22 protein-coding genes are annotated in these 19,812 nt (G+C 72.4%); 13 read left to right on the top strand and 9 right to left on the bottom strand.

What is annotated here, in order from left to right:
• Positions 1-14: 14 nt before the first annotated feature.
• Positions 15-386 (bottom strand): DoxX family protein, encoded by a 372-nt coding sequence (locus tag KUV85_RS12875; protein ID WP_219960299.1) that lies wholly within the window; start codon positions 384-386, stop codon positions 15-17.
• An 88-nt stretch (positions 387-474) separates the two neighbouring features.
• Here KUV85_RS12875 and KUV85_RS12870 point away from each other — a divergent pair, with 88 nt between their 5' ends.
• Entirely contained in the window at positions 475-957 is a 483-nt protein-coding gene (locus KUV85_RS12870) for a MarR family winged helix-turn-helix transcriptional regulator (protein ID WP_219960298.1), read from the top strand.
• Between the two features lie 314 nt (positions 958-1,271).
• Entirely contained in the window at positions 1,272-1,412 is a 141-nt protein-coding gene (locus KUV85_RS12865) for a hypothetical protein (RefSeq protein ID WP_219960297.1), read from the top strand.
• A gap of 64 nt (positions 1,413-1,476) precedes the next feature.
• Here KUV85_RS12865 and KUV85_RS12860 read toward each other — a convergent pair whose 3' ends face one another.
• Both KUV85_RS12860 and KUV85_RS12855 read right to left on the bottom strand, forming a co-directional pair.
• On the bottom strand, positions 1,477-2,172 hold the full coding sequence (locus KUV85_RS12860; RefSeq protein WP_219960296.1) for a spermidine synthase: 696 nt from the start codon (positions 2,170-2,172) through the stop codon (positions 1,477-1,479).
• Between the two features lie 31 nt (positions 2,173-2,203).
• A complete protein-coding gene (locus tag KUV85_RS12855; RefSeq protein ID WP_219960295.1) occupies positions 2,204-3,100 on the bottom strand; it encodes a LysR family transcriptional regulator in 897 nt (298 codons plus the stop codon).
• Positions 3,101-3,233: 133 nt separating this feature from the next.
• On the opposite strand from KUV85_RS12855, the gene KUV85_RS12850 reads away from it, so the two are divergent.
• The 3 genes from KUV85_RS12850 (at position 3,234) to KUV85_RS12840 (ending at position 5,741) form a co-directional block, all read left to right on the top strand.
• On the top strand, positions 3,234-4,217 hold the full coding sequence (locus KUV85_RS12850) for a YeiH family protein (protein ID WP_219960294.1): 984 nt from the start codon (positions 3,234-3,236) through the stop codon (positions 4,215-4,217).
• Between the two features lie 64 nt (positions 4,218-4,281).
• Positions 4,282-5,016: a FadR/GntR family transcriptional regulator gene (locus tag KUV85_RS12845; RefSeq protein WP_219960293.1), complete on the top strand. Its 735-nt coding sequence runs from the start codon at positions 4,282-4,284 to the stop codon at positions 5,014-5,016.
• Positions 5,013-5,741 carry a sterol desaturase family protein gene (locus KUV85_RS12840; RefSeq protein WP_219960292.1) on the top strand — a complete coding sequence of 243 codons (729 nt, stop codon included), beginning with the start codon at positions 5,013-5,015 and terminating at the stop codon, positions 5,739-5,741. Before KUV85_RS12845 ends, KUV85_RS12840 begins: the two co-directional genes overlap by 4 nt.
• A gap of 48 nt (positions 5,742-5,789) precedes the next feature.
• Here KUV85_RS12840 and KUV85_RS12835 read toward each other — a convergent pair whose 3' ends face one another.
• Entirely contained in the window at positions 5,790-6,584 is a 795-nt protein-coding gene (locus tag KUV85_RS12835; RefSeq protein ID WP_219960291.1) for a trypsin-like serine protease, read from the bottom strand.
• A 147-nt stretch (positions 6,585-6,731) separates the two neighbouring features.
• On the opposite strand from KUV85_RS12835, the gene KUV85_RS12830 reads away from it, so the two are divergent.
• Genes KUV85_RS12830 through KUV85_RS12820 form a run of 3 tightly spaced genes read left to right on the top strand, consistent with a single transcriptional unit; the run spans position 6,732 to position 9,088 of the window.
• The gene (locus tag KUV85_RS12830) at positions 6,732-7,196 is read left to right on the top strand and encodes a nuclear transport factor 2 family protein (protein WP_219960290.1); all 465 of its coding nucleotides are present in this window, start codon (positions 6,732-6,734) and stop codon (positions 7,194-7,196) included.
• A 25-nt stretch (positions 7,197-7,221) separates the two neighbouring features.
• Positions 7,222-8,421 carry an L-2-hydroxyglutarate oxidase gene (gene lhgO, locus KUV85_RS12825; RefSeq protein ID WP_425299349.1) on the top strand — a complete coding sequence of 400 codons (1,200 nt, stop codon included), beginning with the start codon at positions 7,222-7,224 and terminating at the stop codon, positions 8,419-8,421.
• A 52-nt stretch (positions 8,422-8,473) separates the two neighbouring features.
• The gene (locus KUV85_RS12820) at positions 8,474-9,088 is read left to right on the top strand and encodes a nitroreductase family protein (protein ID WP_219960288.1); all 615 of its coding nucleotides are present in this window, start codon (positions 8,474-8,476) and stop codon (positions 9,086-9,088) included.
• Here KUV85_RS12820 and KUV85_RS12815 read toward each other — a convergent pair.
• Positions 9,075-9,557, bottom strand: coding sequence for an SRPBCC family protein (locus KUV85_RS12815; protein ID WP_219960287.1), 483 nt, complete (start codon positions 9,555-9,557; stop codon positions 9,075-9,077). The two genes, KUV85_RS12820 and KUV85_RS12815, sit on opposite strands and share 14 nt — an antisense overlap.
• A gap of 26 nt (positions 9,558-9,583) precedes the next feature.
• Between KUV85_RS12815 and KUV85_RS12810 the strand changes: the two genes are divergently transcribed.
• On the top strand, positions 9,584-10,063 hold the full coding sequence (locus tag KUV85_RS12810) for a glutathione peroxidase (RefSeq protein WP_219960286.1): 480 nt from the start codon (positions 9,584-9,586) through the stop codon (positions 10,061-10,063).
• Between the two features lie 105 nt (positions 10,064-10,168).
• Here KUV85_RS12810 and KUV85_RS12805 read toward each other — a convergent pair whose 3' ends face one another.
• From KUV85_RS12805 to KUV85_RS12790, 4 genes are read right to left on the bottom strand one after another with little or no spacing between them, the layout of a single operon-like run.
• Complete coding sequence (locus tag KUV85_RS12805) at positions 10,169-12,520, bottom strand: MMPL family transporter (RefSeq protein ID WP_219960285.1); 2,352 nt, start codon at positions 12,518-12,520, stop codon at positions 10,169-10,171.
• Between the two features lie 44 nt (positions 12,521-12,564).
• A complete protein-coding gene (locus KUV85_RS12800; RefSeq protein WP_219960284.1) occupies positions 12,565-13,155 on the bottom strand; it encodes a TetR family transcriptional regulator in 591 nt (196 codons plus the stop codon).
• Positions 13,156-13,205: 50 nt separating this feature from the next.
• Positions 13,206-13,880, bottom strand: coding sequence for a response regulator transcription factor (locus KUV85_RS12795; RefSeq protein WP_219960283.1), 675 nt, complete (start codon positions 13,878-13,880; stop codon positions 13,206-13,208).
• Complete coding sequence (locus tag KUV85_RS12790) at positions 13,877-15,136, bottom strand: sensor histidine kinase (RefSeq protein ID WP_219960282.1); 1,260 nt, start codon at positions 15,134-15,136, stop codon at positions 13,877-13,879. The genes KUV85_RS12795 and KUV85_RS12790 overlap by 4 nt, the downstream gene beginning before the upstream one ends.
• A gap of 157 nt (positions 15,137-15,293) precedes the next feature.
• Here KUV85_RS12790 and KUV85_RS12785 point away from each other — a divergent pair, with 157 nt between their 5' ends.
• The 4 genes from KUV85_RS12785 (at position 15,294) to KUV85_RS12770 (ending at position 19,760) form a co-directional block, all read left to right on the top strand.
• Entirely contained in the window at positions 15,294-15,590 is a 297-nt protein-coding gene (locus KUV85_RS12785) for a hypothetical protein (protein WP_219960281.1), read from the top strand.
• Positions 15,577-16,926 carry a cytochrome P450 gene (locus KUV85_RS12780; protein WP_219960280.1) on the top strand — a complete coding sequence of 450 codons (1,350 nt, stop codon included), beginning with the start codon at positions 15,577-15,579 and terminating at the stop codon, positions 16,924-16,926. Before KUV85_RS12785 ends, KUV85_RS12780 begins: the two co-directional genes overlap by 14 nt.
• Before the next feature lie 40 nt (positions 16,927-16,966).
• Positions 16,967-18,103, top strand: a complete 1,137-nt coding sequence (locus KUV85_RS12775; RefSeq protein ID WP_219960279.1) for an alkaline phosphatase family protein — start codon at positions 16,967-16,969, stop codon at positions 18,101-18,103.
• 91 nt (positions 18,104-18,194) lie between these two features.
• The gene (locus KUV85_RS12770; RefSeq protein WP_237690136.1) at positions 18,195-19,760 is read left to right on the top strand and encodes a fatty acid desaturase; all 1,566 of its coding nucleotides are present in this window, start codon (positions 18,195-18,197) and stop codon (positions 19,758-19,760) included.
• Positions 19,761-19,812: the final 52 nt, after the last annotated feature.

Raw genomic sequence — 19,812 nt, 5'->3', positions numbered from 1 at the left:
GGCCTTTTGTTCGTTCAGAAGGCCTGCGGCCCGAAGCGCATCACCGCGACGAAGGCGGCCAGGGCGAGCAGGACCAGGTTGATGCCGATCATCGGCCACTCCTGGCGACGCGCGTGCGTGAGGGCGGCGAGCAGCATGGTGATCGCCAGACCTGTGGCCGCGAGGGGCGTGAGGACCACTGCGATGTCGAGGGCCGCCGGAAGCACGAGGCCCACGGCGCCCAGCAGCTCGAGGCCGCCGATGAGCTTGATGGTGCCGGCGGAGTAGTCCTCGACCCAGTCCATGTTCTCGGCGAGCTTCTCCTTGGGCTGGGTGAGCTTCATCAGGCCCGCCATCGCGAAGGCGGCGGCGAGGATGGAGGCGATGATCCACAGGGTGAGGTGCATGGTGCTTCCTTTGAGGTTGAACTTGACTGTTCAATAAGTGTGCGGGGCTGTACTTGAACTGTCAAGTTTCGAGCCGTAGGGTTCCCACATGACGAGTGGTGCCGACGACGTCCGATGGTTGTCGGCAGACGAGCGCGCGGCCTGGCAAGCGCTGACTGCCCTGGCCATCAAGTTGCCGGCGGCCCTCGACGCCCAACTCCAGGACGACGAGGGGCTGAGCTTCTTCGAGTACATGATCATGGCGATGCTCTCCGAGCAGGAGGACCGCACCCTGCAGATGAGCGAGCTCGCCGCCGCGACCTCGGCATCGCTCTCGCGGCTCTCCCACGCCGCCAAACGGTTGGAGTCGCAAGGATTCCTGCGTCGCGAGCGACTCCCGGGGCCCGGCCGTCGTACCCGCGCCGAACTCACCGATGCGGGCCACGACAAGATCGTCGCCGCTGCACCCGGCCACGTACGACGGGTGCGTGAGTTGGTGATCGACGGCGCGTCCCGTGCGCAGTTGCGAGCACTGCGCGAGGTCGCCGAGGACGTGATGCCGCGCATCGACCCGACCCGCGCCTGCGACTGAACCCACCGCACGAGGGGGAGGTGGGGTTGCCTCGGCGTGAACTGGGTGGACCTGCCGGCGCTCCCGTGGCGGGATGAACGAGCGGCGGACGCGCCGACGCGAACGGTGGTTGTGGGTTGCCGTCCTCGACATGACGCGACATGGGGGTCCGTTCGTCCGTGCTTCGATGCTGGTTCGGTGGTGTGCAGCTCTCGCGCTGTTCGCGATCGCCCTGGTGGGGTTGCCGGCCCCCGCGCAGGCGGGCGGCGACGCCGACGACATCTCGCTACACCGCCAACGGCTCGGGCGTGGCTCGGTTCACCGTCCGCGTGCCGATGTCTGCTCCCGCCGGCGACCACGTCGTCCGACTCGTGGGCATTGCCTCGCAGCTGCGCGCCGAGGCGGACCTGCGTGTCTCAGCGCCCGCCGAGGACGGCGATTCGGCTCCGGGGCCGAGCGCCGCGCCGGTCGACTGACCGCGGCGCGACCGGCACTGTGGGGAGGATCGCTGCCACCCGGTGACAGCAATCCTCCCCACAGTCAGCCGCGCCGCCCGAGGTAGACGGTGTTGCTCGAGGTGCCGCCCGTGAGCGGGTTGGCGAACTCGACGACGTGGGACGACGTGGCCGTGAAGACCTGCGCCAGGTGCGTCTCGAAGTCCGCGTCCGGCGGGTCGTCGGACCACAGCGTGAACACGCCGTCGGGGACGAGGTGGCGCGTCAGGTCGGTCAGTCCGGCGACGGAGTAGAAGCCCTCGTGGCTGTGGTGGAGCACGTGCCGCGGGGTGTGGTCGATGTCGAGCGCGATGACGTCGTACGCCGTCTCCGGCTCCCGGCGCATCCGCGCGAAGAAGTCGTCGTGGACCAGTGTGCAGCGGGAGTCCTCGGCGAGGCCGGCCACGTCGGGCAGCAGCCCGCGGCGGTGCCAGTCCAGCACCGGGGCGCTCGCCTCGACCACGGTCAGGTCCGCGACGCGGTCGTCCTCCAGCACGGCCGCCGCGGTGCAGCCCAGCCCGAGGCCGCCCACCAGCACCCGCAGCGGTGACCGGTCCAGGGCCGCGAGCCCGATCCGCGCCAGCTCGATCTCGGCGACGGTGAACAGGCTCGACATCAGGTACTCCTCGCCGAGCTTCACCTCGTAGACGTCGGCGTCGACCACGGGGTCGCGGCGCCGCCGCAGGCTGATCTCGCCCTGCGGGGTCTCCTGCCAGTCGATCTCCTCGAACCGCAGGCCCATCGCGGCCTCCTCTCCTCGCTCGGCGGCGTGCTCAGTCCGGCACCGACGCGGCCGCGATCACCACCAGGGTGTCCGCCGCGTCCACCAGCCGCTCGCCGGAGCGCCACACTGCCGTCAACGGGCGCCGCAGGTCCAGTTCGGTCGGCACCGCGGCCAGCCGGCCCCGCTCCAGGTCGTTGCGCACCGACATCGCCGAGACCACCGCCGGTCCCATGCCCGCGACCGCCGACCCGACCAGTGCGGTGGTCGACGCCGCCTCCAGCGCGATGCGCGGCTCCCCGCCCAGTGCGGCCTCGAAGGTGGTCCGGGTGCCGCTGCCCTCCTCGCGCAGCACCCAGTCGGCCGCCACCAGCTCCGCCGTCGTGAGCGGCGTACGCCGTCGCGCCCACGGGTGCCCGGGCGCGACCACGACGACCAGCCGGTCGTGCCCGACCGTGCGGTGGGTCAGGCCGGCGGGCAGGCGCGCGGACTCGATGAAGCCGACGTCGGCGGTGCGGTCGCGCACGGCGTCGGCGACGGCCTCGGAGTTGATCACCTGCAGCACGGGGCGTACGTCGGGGTGGCGGGCGTGCAGCTCGCCGAGCCAGCGCGGGACCAGGTGTTCGGCGACGGTCAGGCTCGCTGCCACCACGACGCCTGCCTTGCGGCGGTTGCTGAGCGCCTCGAGGCTGGCCTGCATCGTGTCGGCGGCGTGCACGACCTCCTGCGCCCAGGCGGCGACGGCCTCGCCGTCGGTGGTCAGTCGCGAGCCGCGGGAGGTCCGCCGCAGCACCGGCAGCCGCCACCGGGCCTCGAACTCGCGGATCCGTGCGCTCGCCGCCGGCTGGCTGATGCCCACCCGGGCCGCGGCGCCGCTGAGGCTGCCGGTCTCCACGACGGCGAGCAGCAGCCGGAGGGACTCCAGGTCGAGGTCGCTGCGCGCAGGCACGGACCCTCCTTCGACGTCGCCGACCGGCCGGGGGCATCGTCCCACAGGTACCGGGCCAGCCATAACCACAGGTTATGGATCGCCAGCGGAACGGGTCTTCTGCGTCCGGCCGCGAGGACGGAGGCTCGGGGACATGACCGATCTCCGCGCCCCCACCGACGCCCCCGGCCGCCTGGCGCCCCTCGCGCCGGCCGGGCTCGCGGCGGTGGCCGCGGTCGCGGTCAGTGCCGTGCTCCCACTGGTCGGTCCACTGCTGGTCGCGGTGGCGCTCGGCGCGGTGGTCGCCAACACCCGGCTGGTGCGGCTGCCCGCGCTGCGGGGCCACGAGGACGCCACGAAGCTGCTGTTGCGCCTCGGGGTGGTGCTGCTGGGCCTCCAGTTGCCCGTCCAGCAGGTGCTCGGCATCGGCGGCGCCGGACTGGTCGTCGTTCTCGCCACCGTCGTGACGACGTACGCCGCCACGGTGGTGATCGGCGACCGGCTCGGCCTGGAGCGGGACTTCGTCACGCTGCTGGCGGCCGGCTTCTCCATCTGCGGCGCCGCCGCGATCGCCGCGGTCGACGACGCGGTGCGTGCCAAGCAGCGCCACGTCGCGCTCGCCGTCGCCCTGGTGACCATCTTCGGCAGCGCGATGATCCTGCTGGTCCCGTGGGTCGCCGACCTCACCGGACTCACCGACCAGCAGGCCGCCGTCTGGGCGGGCGCCAGCATCCACGAGGTCGCCCAGGTGGTCGCGGCCGCCTCGCTCGTGGGACCTGCCGCGCTGGCCGTCGCCACCACGGTGAAGCTCGGCCGGGTCGCCCTGCTCGCGCCGATGTACGCCGTCGCCGCCCGCCGCAGTGCCGGGTCGGGCACGTCCGTGCCGACGCTGCCGTGGTTCGTCGTCGGCTTCGCGGTCGGCGTCGCGCTCCGCTCGGTCCTCCCGCTGCCGACGCTGCTGCTGGACACGGCAGCGTCGGCCACCACGCTGCTGCTCGCGGCCGCGATGTTCGGGCTGGGCCTGGGGATCCGAGCGGCCGAGCTCTGGCCGGTGCCGCGCAACGCGTTGCTGCTGGCGGTCGCCTCGACCGCGGTGGCGGCGGGAACGTCGTACGGGCTGGTCGCCGTGCTGCTCTGATCCCCTCCAACAAACTGGTCTGACCACTTGACCACTGGCCGATGCGAGACCTAGCATCGCGGCCATGCCGCTGCAGCCCGTGGAACGACGTTCGGTGCCCGACGAGGTCTTCGACCAGATGGTCGGCGAGATGCTCGACGGCGGCTTCGGAGCGGGGGAGTCGCTGCCCAGCGAGCGCAAGCTCGCCGAGGCGCTCGGCGTCTCCCGGCCGGCCGTGCGTGAGGCGCTGCAGCGCCTGGCGCAGAGCCGCCTGGTCGAGGTGCGCCAGGGTGGCGCGACCACGGTGCGCGACTTCCAGCGCCACGCCGGCCTCGACCTGCTGCCACGACTGCTCTTCCGCGGCGGACAGCTCAACGCCGCGGTGGTCCGCAGCGTCCTCGAGGCCCGGCTCGCCGTCGGCCCCGGCGTCGCAGCGCTCGCGGCCGAACGCGGCGGGGAGCAGATCGAGGACCGGCTGTCCGGACTGGTCGACGAGCTCGAGGCCAGCGAGGACGACGTCGCGCGCCAGGTGCACGCCCTCGCCTTCTGGGACGTCGTGGTCGACGCCGCCGACTCGATGGTCTTCCGGCTGATGTTCAACAACCTGCGCGCGGCGTACGAGCCGGCACTGGAGGTGCTGGCGCCCGCGATGGCCGGCGAGGTCAGCCAGGTGCGGGCCTACCGCGTGCTCACCGCCGCCATCGCTGCCGGCGACCCCGACACCGCCAAGGCCGCGGCCGACCGGCTGCTGCGACCCGCCACCGAGAACCTGACCGCCGTCCTCACCGCGTTGGACGAGACCCCGGAGGAGTCGCGATGACCAAGCCCACCCCCGAGGTCGAGGCCCTCGCCGCCGAGCGCCTCGCCCGCGACGAGGCCCGGATGACCGGCAACCGGCGCCGCAGCCTCTCGCTCGGCGGAGCGTGGCGGCAGTTCTGGAGCCACCCCAGCCCGTTCCTCATCACCGGCACCCTCGTCGTCGCCGGCACCCTGCGCCTCGTCGTGGGCGGCCGCGACTGGTGGGAGGCCCTCGTGCCGGTCGCCCTGGTCGCGACCTTCCCCTTCACCGAGTGGCTGATCCACGTCGCGATCCTGCACTGGAGGCCCCGCCAGGTCGGTCCGATGCGGCTGGACCCCCTCGTCGCGCGCAAGCACCGCGAGCACCACGCCGACCCGCGGGACCTGCCCCTGGTCTTCATCCCCTGGCAGGTGCTGTGCTGGCTGCTGCCCGGCCTGGTGCTCGTGACCTGGCTGGCCCTGCCGACCACGGCCAGCATGCTGACCACCCTGGTCTCGATCGCCGCCATCGGGTTCGGCTACGAGTGGACCCACTACCTGATCCACAGCGACTACCGGCCGCGGTCGCGGTGGTACCGCGCCGTGTGGCGCAACCACCGGCTGCACCACTACAAGAACGAGCACTACTGGTTCTCGGTGACCACCAGCGGTACGTCGGACCGCGTCCTGGGCACCTACCCCGACCCGGCCGACGTACCGACCTCGCCGACGGTCAAGGACCTGCACGCCGCAGAGGCGCGCGGCTAGCGCAACTGCGGGGTGGCCCGGCCGGTCTTCGGCCGGGCCACGTCCGGCTCAGAGTTGGTCGCCGAAGGTCTCGGTCACCCAGCCCAGGCTCCACTCGCGGTCCATCCGGAAGACGCCGCCGGTGCCACCACAGGTGCTGTTGAGGCCGAACGACGTCACGCCGGCCACCACGTTGGAGTCACCGAGGAAGTTCGGCCCGCCGGAGTCACCGAAGCAGGTGCCGCCGGTCCGGGCGTTGTTGGACAGCAGCATCGAGTAGTCCTTGGTGAAGCCGGTGTTGATCTGCAGCAGGTGCGGCTCGGCCTGCATCCGGACCCGGTCGGCCTGCTCCTTCCACGCCGCCGCCGACGGGAACGCCTTCTGCAGTCCGTAGCCCACCGAGGTGAAGGTGGTGTGCCGACGCGGCTTCAGCGCGTCGAGCTGGTCCAGCTCGGGCAGCGCGCCGTAGGTGTCCATCGCGACCGGCTCGTCGAGCACGACCACGCCCACGTCGCGGACGAAGAAGGCGTCCGTGTCGTAGTCGGGGTGGGTGTACGGCGTACCGCCGACGTCACCGGTGAAGGGGTAGCCGTTGTCCGGGATGCCGCTCTCGACGTCGGCGTCGAACCAGATCTCCACGTGCGCCGCCGGTGCCTCGGTGCAGTGGCCGGCGGTGAGGTAGATGGTGGGCGAGATCAGCGTGCCGCTGCAGCGCGACAGCGGGTTGCCGTCGGCGTCCTGGGCGACCATCAGCCCGACGTAGGGGTGGTCGTCCCCGTCCGGCTCGCCGTCGGTGACGGCGTGGGCGGGTGCGGCGAGGGCGAGTGACATCAAGGCTGCGAACAGGGTGAGCAACCGCTTCATGGCGAGTACCTCCGCGAGAACCCCGGCCGGATCTCGGTCGGGCGTCCCAACCTAGGGCGCGCCGACACGCGTGGGAAGGTCCGACACGACGGGGCGTCGCGCGGCGGTGGCGCGCCAGCGTCGCCCGTTCGGCCTACGGTGACCGCCATGGCGACCGACGACATCGCAGCGCTCGAGCGACTCAAGTACCGCTACCTGCGCACGCTGGACACCAAGGCGTGGGACGAGTTCGCCGCGTGCTTCGTTCCGAACGCGACCGCCGACTACAACGGCCTGGCCTTCGGTGACCGCGAGGCGCTGGTCGGCTACATGCGGGACAACCTGAGCGAGGGCGTGCTGACCATGCACCACGCCCACCACCCCGAGATCGACCTCGACGCGAGCGACCCGGACCGCGCGAGCGCCACGTGGTACCTCCACGACAAGGTGATCGTCGACGCGTTCCGCTACGCCCTCGAGGGCGGGGCGATCTACACCGACCGCTACGTCCGCACCGCCGAGGGCTGGCGGATCCAGCACACCGGCTACCGGCGGACCTTCGAACTGACCTGGAACCTCGACGACCCCGGCGGCGTCACCGTCCACGGCCCCGAGGCGCGCTCACGCCACTGATGACGCCCCGCGCCCGCCTGCGAGCATGGTCCGCGTGAGCGAGCAGACCGTCGGCATCGTCGGCGGCGGCATCCTCGGGCTCGCGATCGGCCGCGAGTTCTGCCGTCGCCGCCCCGGCACCCGCGTGGTGGTGCTGGAGAAGGAGCACGCCCTCGCGCAGCACCAGACCGGCCACAACTCCGGCGTCGTCCACGCCGGCATCTACTACCCGCCGGGCAGCCTCAAGGCCGCGCTGTGCACCCGCGGCCGGCTCCTGCTGCGCGACTACTGCGCCGAGCACGACCTGCCCTACGAGGAGTGCGGCAAGCTCGTCGTGGCCATCGACCGCGACGAGCTGGACCGGTTCGACGCACTCGAGGAGCGCGCCCGTGCCAACGGGGTCCCCGACCTCGCCCGCATCGACGGCGACGCCATCGCCGAGCTCGAGCCCCACACCCGCGGCCTGGCCGCGTTGCACTCCCCGCGCACCGCCATCACCGACTTCCCGGCGATCGCCCGCAGTCTCGCCCGCGAGATCGAGGCCGCCGGCGGCACCGTGCGACTGGGCGCCGAGGTGAGCGGCGTACGCCGCGCCGGGCGCCTGGAGGTCTCCCACACCGGCGGCATCGACCGGGTCGACCGGCTCGTGGTGTGCGCCGGCCTGCATGCCGACCGCGTCGCGGGGCTGGCGCAGCCCGAGGTCGCGGGACCGCGGATCGTGCCGTTCCGCGGCGAGTACCTCACCGTCGCCGCGGCCAAGCAGGACCTGGTGCGGGGACTCGTCTACCCGGTGCCCGACCCTCGCTATCCCTTCCTCGGGGTCCACTTCACCCGCCGCGTCGACGGCGGCCTGGAGGTCGGGCCCAACGCCGTGCTGGCGACCCGGCGCGAGGGCTACCGGCGTCGCGACGTCAGCCCCCGCGACCTCGCCGACCTCGCCACCTCGCCGGGCTTCTGGCGCATGGCGCGGCAGCACTGGCGCACCGGCGTCACCGAGGTGCGCGGATCACTCTCGACGCGTGCCTACCTGGCCGCGGCGCAGCGCTACGTGCCCGACATCGGGCCGGCCGACGTCGCCCGCGACCGTGCCGGCGTACGCGCCCAGGCGGTGGACCGCGACGGCTCGCTGGTCGACGACTTCCGCATCACCACCGAGGACGCCGTCACCTGCGTCCGCAACGCGCCCTCGCCGGCGGCCACCTCCAGCCTCGCGATCGCCGAGCACGTCCTGGACCGCCTCGAGTGAGCGGGCCCCCGGCCGAGGGGCCGCTGGGGCCGGTGTGCCCATACTGGACGACATGGCACACGCACCGCAGCCGGGAGCCGAGGTCCTCGCCGAGCCCATGCGCTCGCGGTGGAGCCCCAGCGTCTACGACGGCGACCACCAGCTCGAGCCGGACCAGATCCGCACCCTGCTCACCGCTGCCCAGTGGTCGCCCAGCGCCGGCAACGCCCAGCCGTGGCGGTTCTTCGTCGCCGAGCGCGGCGACACCACCCACAAGGTGCTCGTGCCGCACCTGACCGAGGGCAACTCCTGGGTGCCGTACGCCTCGGTCGTCTTCCTGACCTGCGCCAAGATCGACTCCTTCGGCCGCGACGACTGGGGCGATGAGACCTACGGCTGCTACGACCTCGGCCAGGCCGCCGCCCACCTGACGCTGCAGGCCCGGGCCATGGACCTGCACGCCCACCAGTTCATGGGCTTCGACCGGGAGGCCGTGGCCGAGGAGCTCGGCCTGCCCGACCACTTCCGGATGGTCAGCGGCATCGCCGTCGGCGTCCGGGGCAACGTCGCGGACGCCTCGGAGCGCATCCGCGGCAAGGAGGAGAAGGAGCGCAAGCGCCGTCCGCTCGCCGACACCGCCTTCAGCCGCACCTGGGGCGAGGCCTGGCACGGCGTCAGCGAGCAGTAGCGGCCCGCAGCACGACGGGGTCCTCGCACGCGCGGGCCCACGCCGCGATGCGGGTGCGGATCTCGCGACCGAGCAGCCACTGCCCGATCGGCTCGGCCACCGGCCGCAGCCACCCGGGACGGATCGCGTAGGTGTACTTCCACACCGCGCGGGTGCCGGCGACGCCGTCGCGGTCCTCCGGCGTGAAGCGCCAGCCGCCGCCGAAGGAGTCGAAGAACCACGGTCCCTCGACCATCGTCATCCCCACCGAGGTCGGCGGCCGGTACGACGCGTACTGGCTGACCATTCGTGGCCCCAGTCGGGCCCGGGTGACGGTCCGGACGCCCTTCGCCGGCACCTCGGCGTCGACCAGGTGCTGGGCGCGGACGAAGGGATCCCAGCGCAGCCGCACCTCGCCGGTGGTCTGCGAGACGGCGAACGCCACCTCCGGCGCGACCGGCACCCACGCCTCTGCGACCACACGGGGCATGGGGCCGAGCCTGTCACACTGGGGCCATGACGACGCTCCACGACTTCAACGCCACCTCGATCGACGGTCAGGAGGTCGACCTGTCGGCGTACGACGGCAAGGTCGTCCTGGTCGTCAACACCGCCTCGCAGTGCGGCTTCACCCCGCAGTACGCCGGCCTGCAGGACCTCCACGAGAAGTACGCCGACCAGGGCCTGGTCGTCGTTGGCTTCCCGTGCGACCAGTTCGCCAACCAGGAGCCGGGCGGCGAGGACGAGATCGCGTCCTTCTGCGAGCGCAACTACGGCGTGACCTTCCCGATGATGGCCAAGGTCGACGTCAACGGCGACGACGCCCACCCGGTCTTCGACTGGCTGCGCAAGGAGCAGCGGGGCCTGCTCGGCGGCAAGATCAAGTGGAACTTCACCAAGTTCCTCGTCGGCCGCGACGGCACCGTGCTCAAGCGCTTCGCCCCGCAGACCAAGCCGGAGAACCTGGGCAAGGACATCGAGAAGGCCCTCGCCTGACCCACCCGGAGTGCCGAGTCGGCGTGAACTCGTCGAGTTCACGCCGACTCGGCGTCGTCTTTCCCCGAGTTGGCGCCGACTCGGCGCTCCCGGGTACGCCGGCCCTCAGGCGTGGGCGGGCTCGGACTCCCGGTCGATCACCTTGCCGGGGATCGAGTCGCGCTCCAGCGCCTCGCCCTCGACGTCGACGTTGGGCAGCAGGCGGTCCAGCCACTTCGGCAGCCACCAGGCCTTCTCGCCCATCAGGTCCAGCAAGGCCGGGATGAGCACCATCCGCACGATGAAGGCGTCGAAGATGATCGACACCGCCAGCGCGAAGCCCATCGACTTGATGATGGCGTCGTCCTCGAGGATGAAGCCGGCGAACACGGCGGTCATGATCGCCGCGGCGGCGGTCACCACGCGGGCGCTGTTGCGGAACCCGTCGACGACGGCCTCCTTGGTGGACAGGCCGTGGACGTGCGCCTCCCGCATCCGGGTCACCAGGAAGACCTGGTAGTCCATCGCGAGGCCGAAGACCACGCCGATCAGGAAGATCGGCATGAAGCTCACGATCGGCTGGCCCTCGAAGATGCCGAACGCACCCTCCTGGAAGACCGCGACCGTCGCGCCCAGGGTGGCCAGCACCGAGAGCAGGAAGCCCAGCGTCGCGGTGAGCGGCACCAGGATCGAGCGGAACACCAGCATCAGCAGGATGAACGCCAGCCCGATCACCACCGAGAGGTAGATCGGCAGTGCGCCGTTGAGCCGGTCCGACACGTCGGTGGTGATGGCGGTGAGGCCGGTGACGCCGACGTTGGTGCCGGTGGACTCCTCGACGCCCTCCTGGGTGTCGCGCAGCTCGTTGAGCAGGTCCAGCGTCGCCTCGGACTCGGGCCCGTTCTCGGGCGTGATCATCACCAGCGCGCCGGTCGCGGGACCGGTGGGCTGGCCCTGGTCGTCCAGCGGCGCGTTGGTGCCGGCGAGCTGGGCGTTGGCCACGCCCTCCTGACCCGCGGCCCACGCGACGACCTCGCCGAAGGCGGCCTGGCGGTCGTCCTCGGCCACGTCACGGGCGTCGACGACGGTCAGCATCGGCGCCTCGCGTCCCGGGCCGAAGGCCTCCGAGACCAGGTCCGAGGCCTGTCGCTGCGTGGTGTCGCTGGGTGCGGTCGAGTCGGTCGGGAACGCGAGGTACATGTCCTTCATCGGGATGGCCAGCGCACCGAGGCCGATCACCACGAGGACGACCGCGACCGCGGGGGCGCGCCCGAGCGTGCGCGCCCACCGGACACCGTTGTTGACGATGAGGCCCTGCTCGTCCCGCTTCGGGCGGTAGCGCCGGAAGCTCAGCCCGAACGCCTTGGACTTGGTCAGGCCCAGCAGGGCGGGCAGCAGCGTCAGCGCGACCATGACGGCGATGAAGACCGTCGCGGCGGCCGCGAGACCCATCGCGGTCAGGAACGGGATCTGCACCACGGCGAGCGCGGACAGCGCGATGAGCACCGTCAGGCCGGCGAAGACCACGGCCGAGCCCGCCGTACCGACGGCGATGCCGGCGGCGTGCCGGCGGTCGTCGGTGTGCTGGAGCTCGCTGCGGTAGCGAGCGAGGATGAACAGCGTGTAGTCGATGCCGACCGCGAGACCGATCATCGTGGCGAGCATCGGCGTACTGGTGCCGATGTTCATGAACGCCGTCATGGCGGTGATGCCGCCCATGCCCAGGCCGACACCGAAGATCGCGTTGAGGATCGGCATGCCGCCGGCCACCAGCGACCCGAAGGTCACCAGCAGTACGACGAGTGCCAGGCCCAGGCCGATCAGCTCGGCCGTGCCGCCGGGAGCGGTCATGGCGGTCATGCCCTGGCCGTTGGCCTCGACGACGAGCTCGTCGGAGTCCTGCTCGGCGATGAGCTCCTCCATCGCCTCGATGGTGGAGGTCTCCACGTCGGTGACGGTGTCGACGTCCCACTCGAACTCCATGAGTCCCACGCGGCCGTCCTCCGACAGCGGCGAGACCGCGGCGGCGTTGGCCTCGGCCTGCGCGACGTCGCCGCCGGACTGCTGGGCGCCCTGCACCAGCTGCTGCTCCTGGGCCGCAGCGCGCTCGACGGGGTCGGCGAGGCCCGGGTTGGCGGCCGGGTCGTCGGCCATCTGCGGCAGCTGGTTGATCTCGCCGATCAGGGCGTCGATCTCCTGCTGGACCGCGGGGTCGCTGAGCTGCTGGCCCTCGGGGGCCGCGACGACGACCTTCACCGTCGCGTCGTCGAAGGCGTCGCCGGACTGCGGGAAGAGCTCGGACTGCAGGTCCGCGGCCTCCTCCGACGGGATGCCGGGGATGGTGAACTCGTCCTGCATCGGCTTGGAGAAGGCGGCGGCGACGGCGCCGATGAGCACGGCGAGCAGCAGCCAGCCGGCGACGAAGTAGGGCCACCGCCGGTAGGCGGTCGAGCCGAGGCGGTACAAGAGGCGGGCCATGGGATCTCCTGGGTCCTGGTGGTGCCGGGTCGGGCGTGGGTGGGTCAGTCGGTGAGCACCGAGCGCGCGTCGTCGACGGCCTCGGCGAAGAGCTCGGAGAACGGGCGGGTGGGCTCGGTGCGGAGCCGGTCGACGGCGGTGTCGAAGACGCTCATCAGGAGCCGGATCAACAGCCGCGCCCGGTCGGCGTCGTACGACGTGCCCTCGCGTTGCTGGACGTAGTCGACGAACCGCTCGGTGACGGACTCGAACCGGTCGTGGACGAGCGTGACCAGCTGCGGGTCCTGGATGATCACCCGGCGGTGCAGCGCCACCGTGTCCGGGTCGGGTGCGTGGTCGGCGAAGACCTCGTCGGCGAGCACCAGGATGTCGGAGAGCAGGCGGCCGGTCGGTCCCTGCGCGACGAAGGTGTCGCGGGCGGCGTCACTGACGTCGGGCTCGGGACCGAGCACGACGGCGGCCTTGCCGTCGAAGTAGTTGAACACGGTGCGGCGCGAGACCTCGGCGCGTTCGGCGAGGTCGTCGAGCGTCCAGCCGTCGAAGCCGTGCTCGTCGCACAGCTCCAGGGCGCACCGCATCAGTCGCCGGGAGGTCTCCAGGCGCCGTGAGGCACGGGTCGGCTTGCAGGTCAACACAGGTGAATGATTGCACTATGAAGCAAGAAAGTGCAAAAATGTGATGCCGGTCACGACCGCGTGAGGCCGTGGTCGTAGGCGTAGACGATCGCCGCGGCACGGTCGCGCAGGTCGAGCTTGGTGAAGATGCGGCCGATGTGGCTCTTCACGGTGAGCTCGGAGATGACCAGGTGGTCGGCGATCTCGCCGTTGGTCAGGCCGGCCGCGACCGCCTGCAGCACCTCGAGCTCGCGCGCGGTCAGTGCTGCGACCGCGGCAGCGCCGTCGCCGGCCGGGGCGCCGGCTGCCGACCGGTAGGTCGCCAGCACCCGGCCCGTCACCCCCGGGTCGAGCCAGCTGTGCCCGGCCGCGACCGTGCGCACCGCCCGGATCAGGTCGTCGGCGGGGGAGTCCTTGAGCAGGAACCCCGCCGCTCCGGCACGCAGCGCGCCGGAGAGCAGCTCGTCGTCGTCGAACGTCGTCAGCACCAGCACCGGCGGCGGGTCGCACCGGCGCGCGACCTCCGCTGTGGCGGCGATGCCGTCCACCCGCCGCATCCGCAGGTCCATCAGCACCACGTCGACCAGCGGGCCGTGCTCGTCGAGCACCGCGGCCACCTCGTCGCCGTCGCCGCACTCGGCGAGGATCTCGAAGCCGTCGCGGCGCCGCAGGATGCGCCGCAGCCCCGACCGCACCAGCTCCTGGTCGTCCACCAGCACCACGCGCACCGGCTCGCGGTCGCTCATCGGCGTACCTCCGGACGGGCCGGGGCGGGCGCGACGGTGCGGGCCGGCAGTCGCAGGTCGACGACCCAGTCGCGTCCCTCGGGGCCGCTGGTGAGGGTGCCCCCGAGCTGCCGGGCGCGCGTGGCCATGCCCGCGAGGCCCGAGCCCTCGCCCACCGAGATGCGTCCCAGCAGCGGGTCGGCGCCCACGAGCTCGTTGCGCACGACCATGCGGGCGCCGCGGCCGGTGACGCGCACCTCGACCGAGGCGGCGGCCGTGGCGGCGTGCTTGGCGACGTTGGCCAGTGACTCCTGCGCGATGCGGTAGAGGCCGAGCCCGGCGACCGGGGGCAGCGAGCCCACCGGCCCGGATCCGTCGTAGGTCACGCGCATCCCGGCATCGCGCATCTGCTGCACCAGGCCCTCGATGCCCTCGGCGCCGGGCAGCGGGTGGGTCTCGGCCGGCCCGTCGGCCAGGGCGCCCACGGTGCGGCGGATGTCGGCGATCGCCTGGCGGCCGATCTGCTCGGCGTCGCCGAGGGCCGCGTCGACCTCCGCCACCGTCCCGTCCCCGTCACCGGCCCCGGGACTGGCTCCGTCACCGGCACCGGCGAGGTCGCGCAGCGCGTGGCGGGCCCCGGTGAGGTGGAGCAGGGTGACCGATAGCGAGTGGGCGACGAGGTCGTGGATCTCGCGCGCGATGCGCTGCCGCTCCGCCAGCGTCGCCTGCTGCCACGCCCGCTCGCGCGCCGCCCGTTCGGCCGCCAGCGCGCGCATCTGCCACAGCAGCATCGCGCCGACGACGTGGCCGAGCAGCACCGTCAGGAGGTGGACCCCGACGCCCGCGAGGTCGCCGTACGCCGCGGCGACGGCGAGCAGCGCCGCCGACACCGCGCCGACCACGCCGCCCTGGCGGATCCCGTCGCGCGCGGTGGACTCGGCGGTGGCGAACATCAGCAGTGCCGGCGCGGCGTCGAGCGCGCTCAGCTCCCCGGCGACGGGCGTCGCGAGCAGCAGCCCGGCGGCCAGCAGCGACCCGAGCGGGTCGAGGTACCACGGCAGCCACCGGCCGAAGCCGAGCTGCACCACCGGCGTCACCGCCACCAGCAGCAACGTCAGGTGCAGCGGACCCAGCGGCCACAGCGCGTCGCGCAGCCCGAGCGCGAGCAGCACGCACACGACCTGGGCGATGAACGAGATGAGCGGCACCCACCACGGATAGAGCAGGCCGCGTCCCGCGCACTCCTCGTCGATGCGTCGCCGCAGCCGGGCCATCATGGCGATCAGCCTAGGCAGCGGCGCCGACCGCGTCATCCGACCTCGGTCGCGGGCCGTCTCCTACTACAGTCGCAGGCGAAGTGGGTGCCGTGGCCCGATGGCTCCGTGCGTCGTGGTGCCTAGCGTCGGGACCACCGACACCGAGGATGTGATGGCGATGGGGTGGACCGACACCCGACGACGTTGGCAGGTGCTGCGCGAGGTCGAGGCCGAGCTCGCGGACGGCGCGACCACCCTGCCGTGGCACGAGGAGTACGCCGCCCTGTTCGGCGACCGTGACGGACTGCTGGCGATGCTGCGCTACCGCGAGCGGCTCAGCTACGACGCGCAGGTCGACCCGACGCTCACCGAGCCGGTGCTGGAGGAGCAGCGCCGGCGGCTGGACCGTCGCTTCGCCGGCGTACGCCGCCTGCTCGCCGGGACTCGCGGGGGCGGTGCCGATGTCGCCGCGTGAGCAGGTGCTCGAGCCGCCGCGGGCGTGGCTGACCTGGCTGCTGAGCTACGGCGTGCAGCGGCAGTCGCTGCGGCTGGCCGCCCGGCGGGGCGACCTGATCGCCCGGCTCTCGACCGACCCGGAGCTGGTCGCGGACCCGTTCGCGGGCTATGAGGAGCTGCGCGCCCGCGGCACCTTCGCCAGCAACGGCCTGGTGCGGGCGACGGTGGACCACGCGGCGTGCAACGAGATCCTGCGCAGTGACGACTTCGGCACCGCGGCCGGCCACGCCGAGCTGCCGCCGGTGCTGCGCGGCCTGCTCGGCCGGCTCCAGGACCCCGACTCGCTGGGGCCGGTCGACCCGCCGTCGATGCTGGTCGTCGACCCGCCCGAGCACACCCGCTACCGCAAGCAGGTGGCGCGGGCCTTCACCGCCCGCAAGGTGGGGCGGATGGCCGACCGGGTGGAGTCGGTCGCGGAGCGGCTGCTGGACGACCTCGCCGACTCCGGCCGGGCCGGCGGTGGCGACCCCGTGGACCTGGTCGACCGCTACGCCGCCCAGCTGCCCGTCGCCGTCATCGCCGACCTGCTCGGCGTGCCCGAGGACGAGCGCGACCAGGTGCTGGCGTGGGGCAACGAGGCGGCGGTGACGCTGGACCCAGACCTGTCGTGGCGGCGCTACCGGCAGGCGGACCGGGCGCTGCGGGAGATGCACCGCTGGTTCCATGGCCACGTGCAGCGGCTGCGGCGCGACCCGGGCGAGGACCTGCTCAGCCAGGTCATCCTCGCCGACGGGGACGGCGACGACCCGCTCACCGACACCGAGCTGCACCAGGTGGGACTGCTGGTCCTGGGCGCGGGTTTCGAGACCACGGTCAACCTGATCGGCAACGGCGTGGCCCAGCTCGATGCGCACCCTGACCAGCTCCGGTGGCTGCAGCAGCACCCCGACGGCTGGGGCAACGCGGTCGAGGAGGTGCTGCGCTACGACTCGCCGGTCCAGCTCACGCTGCGGGCGGCCCACCGCGACGTCGAGGTGGCCGGCGTACCCATCGCCGCGGGGGACGGCATCCTCACCATGCTCGGCGGGGCCAACCGTGACCCGGCGGTGTTCGCCGATGCCCAGTCCTTCGACGTGACGCGGTCCAACGCCGCCGACCACGTCGCCTTCTCCGCCGGCGCGCACTACTGCCTGGGGGCGAGCCTGGCGCGACTGGAGGCGACGGTCGCGCTGCGCCAGCTCTACGAGCGGTTCCCCGACCTCAGCGTCGCGGGGCGGCCCGAGCGCCGCGACACCCGGGTGCTGCGCGGCTACGAGCACCTCCCGGTCGCCACCGGGGCCCGCGCGGCTGCCTGAACCGGGGGCCGGGGGAGCGCCCAGCGCCTACGATCAAGCCATGTGCTCCCGCCTGCTGGCCACGGCGCTGGCTGCGCTGCTGCTCGCCACCGGATGCGGTGGGGGGCAGGAGGCGTCCGCCCCGACACCGGCCGAGCCGAGTTCGACGACCGCCTCCGCCTCGGCACCGAGCGAGCTGGACTCGGCCGCGGCCGAGGACCTGGGTGACCGGGCGGAGGAGATCGCCGGTGGCGAGGCGTCCGGTACGCCGTCGACCTCGGCGCCCGGCCGGTCGGCCAGCCCGACGCGCGAGCCCGAGCGGGCGCCGCAGGTGGTGGCGATCTCGATCGACGGCCTGCGCGCGTCCGCGATCGACGACCGGACGACGCCGACGCTGCGGCGACTCCTCGCCCGCGGCGCGGGCACGCTCAACGCCCGCACCGCGGTCGAGCAGACCGAGACCATGCCCAACCACGTCTGCATGGTCACCGGCCGCCCCATCGGCGGTCCCGCTGGCCACGGCGTGACGTGGAACGTCGACACCGAGCAGACCGTGCGCGACGGGGTGCAGTCGGTCTTCAACGTCGTCGCCGGCAACGGCGGCTCCAGTGCGGTCGTGGTGGGCAAGTCCAAGCTCGACATCCTGCGTGACTCCTGGCCCCCGGCGGTGGCCGACTTCCGGATCGAGGCACGCCCCGACGCCGCGGCCTCGGCGGTGCTGGACCGGGTGCGGTCCGGACGAGACCTGGTGTTCTGGCACCTGCCGGGGCCCGACAAGGCCGGCCACGCGGCGGGCTTCGGGTCGGGCAGCTACCGCACCGCGGTCGCCCGTGCCGACGCCGCGGTCGGTGCCCTGGTCGACGCGATCACGGGCACACCCGCGCTCGCCCGCAGCGTGTCGCTGGTGCTGACCAGTGACCACGGCGGCACGGCGGGCGCACGCGGCCACAACGCCGCCGACTCGGCCCAGAACTTCACCGTCCCGTTCGTGGTCTGGGGTCCCGACGTGGCCGCGGGTGACCTCTACGGCCTCAACCCGGCCTACGCCGACCCGGCGGGCGGGCGGCCGTCGTACGCCGGGGCGCAGCCGGTGCGCAACTGCGACCTGGCCAACGCCGTGACCGGCCTGCTGGGACTCCCCGACGTCCCGGGCAGCCGCATCGGCGCCGGCGGCCGACTCCGCACCGCCGACGACTGATCGGGCACTCACCCAACTTTACAACTACTGGCCTCTTGTCAAACGGATTGACAGATCCTATGGTTCTGTCAACCGCACGGAGGTGAGTTCGATGACTGCCGAGACCAACTCGCAGGAGCAGATCCCGAACAGCACGGTGCCCGAAGGGTCCACCGCGACCTGGCAGGACAAGAAGCGCTACCTGTGGATGCTGGGCCTGGTGATCCCCAGCCTGGGGGTGCTGATGACCGGCACCTACCTGATCCTGGGCTGGAGCTGGGCGCTGTGGGGCGGCCCGATCCTGATCCTGGGCATCATCCCCGCGATCGACCTCATCGCCGGCCTGGACCGGTCCAACCCGCCCGACGACGTGATCGAGGCGTTGGAGGAGGACCGCTACTACCGCTGGATCACCTACCTCTACCTGCCGATCCAGTACGTCGGCTTCGTCGCGGCGTTCGCGATGATCGCCGACATCAACCCCTTCGCCGTCGTGGCTGACGCCGCCGGCATCCAGGTGTGGGTGGCCGACAACGTCAGCTCCGGCCTCGTCGCCGACCTCTCGATGCCGTGGTGGGACAAGCTCGCCATCGCCGTCTCCATCGGCTGCATCGGCGGCATCGGCATCAACACCGCCCACGAGCTCGGCCACAAGCGGGAGGCCAACGAGCGCTGGTTGTCCAAGATCGCGCTCGCGCAGAGCTTCTACGGCCACTTCTACATCGAGCACAACCGCGGCCACCACGTCCGCGTCGCCACGCCCGAGGACCCCGCGAGCTCGCGACTGGGTGAGAACTTCTACCAGTTCTGGCCCCGCACCGTCTGGGGCTCGCTGAAGAGCGCCTGGGCGCTGGAGAAGAAGCGCTACGCCCGCAAGAAGACCCACCCGTTCCACCTGGGCAACGACGTGCTCAACGCCTGGCTGATGTCGGCGGTGCTGTTCGGCGCGGTCATCGCGATCTTCGGGTGGCAGGTGACGCCGTACCTCCTCGTGCAGGCCGTCGTCGGCTTCTCGCTGCTCGAGGTCGTCAACTACATGGAGCACTACGGGATGCTGCGCGAGCAGGTCGGTGGCGCCAAGAAGGTGCGCTACGAGCGGGTCAACCCGTCGCACTCGTGGAACTCCAACAACATCGCCACCAACGTGCTGCTCTACCACCTGCAGCGCCACAGCGACCACCACGCCAACCCGACCCGGCGCTACCAGGCGCTGCGCGACTTCAAGGAGTCGCCGGTGCTGCCGACCGGGTACGCCGGGATGATCGTGCTGGCGATCGTGCCCGCGATCTGGCGGCGGGTCATGGACCGCCGGGTGCTCGAGCACTTCGACGGCGACATCAGCCGCGCCAACATCATGCCGCGCAAGCGCGACAAGTACATCGCGAAGTACGCCGCCTACCAGCGTGCGACCGAGGAGGCCGCCGTCGCCGAGGCCGCCAACGAGGCCGCCGCGGCCGCCGCCCGGCAGGACGACCAGCCCGGCAAGGTCCACGAGGACGAGGTCCTCGCCGCCCGGTGCCCGGGCTGCGGCTACACCTACGAGGTCGAGGCCGGCAACGAGCTCGAGGGCTTCGCCGCCGGCACCGCGTGGTCGGAGATCCCCGACGACTGGTGCTGCCCCGACTGCGGCGTGCGGGAGAAGGTCGACTTCGTCCCCGTCGAGACCATCGACGCCTGAGCACGCCGCCCGTGACGCCACCGGCTCCCGGTCGGCCCCCCAAACCGGGGGC

Source organism: Nocardioides panacisoli (genome assembly GCF_019448235.1).
GTDB classification, from domain to species: Bacteria; Actinomycetota; Actinomycetes; order Propionibacteriales; family Nocardioidaceae; genus Nocardioides; species Nocardioides panacisoli_A.
The sequence above is the reverse complement of the archived record's forward strand: the minus strand, read 5'-3'. Positions and strand labels throughout refer to the sequence as shown.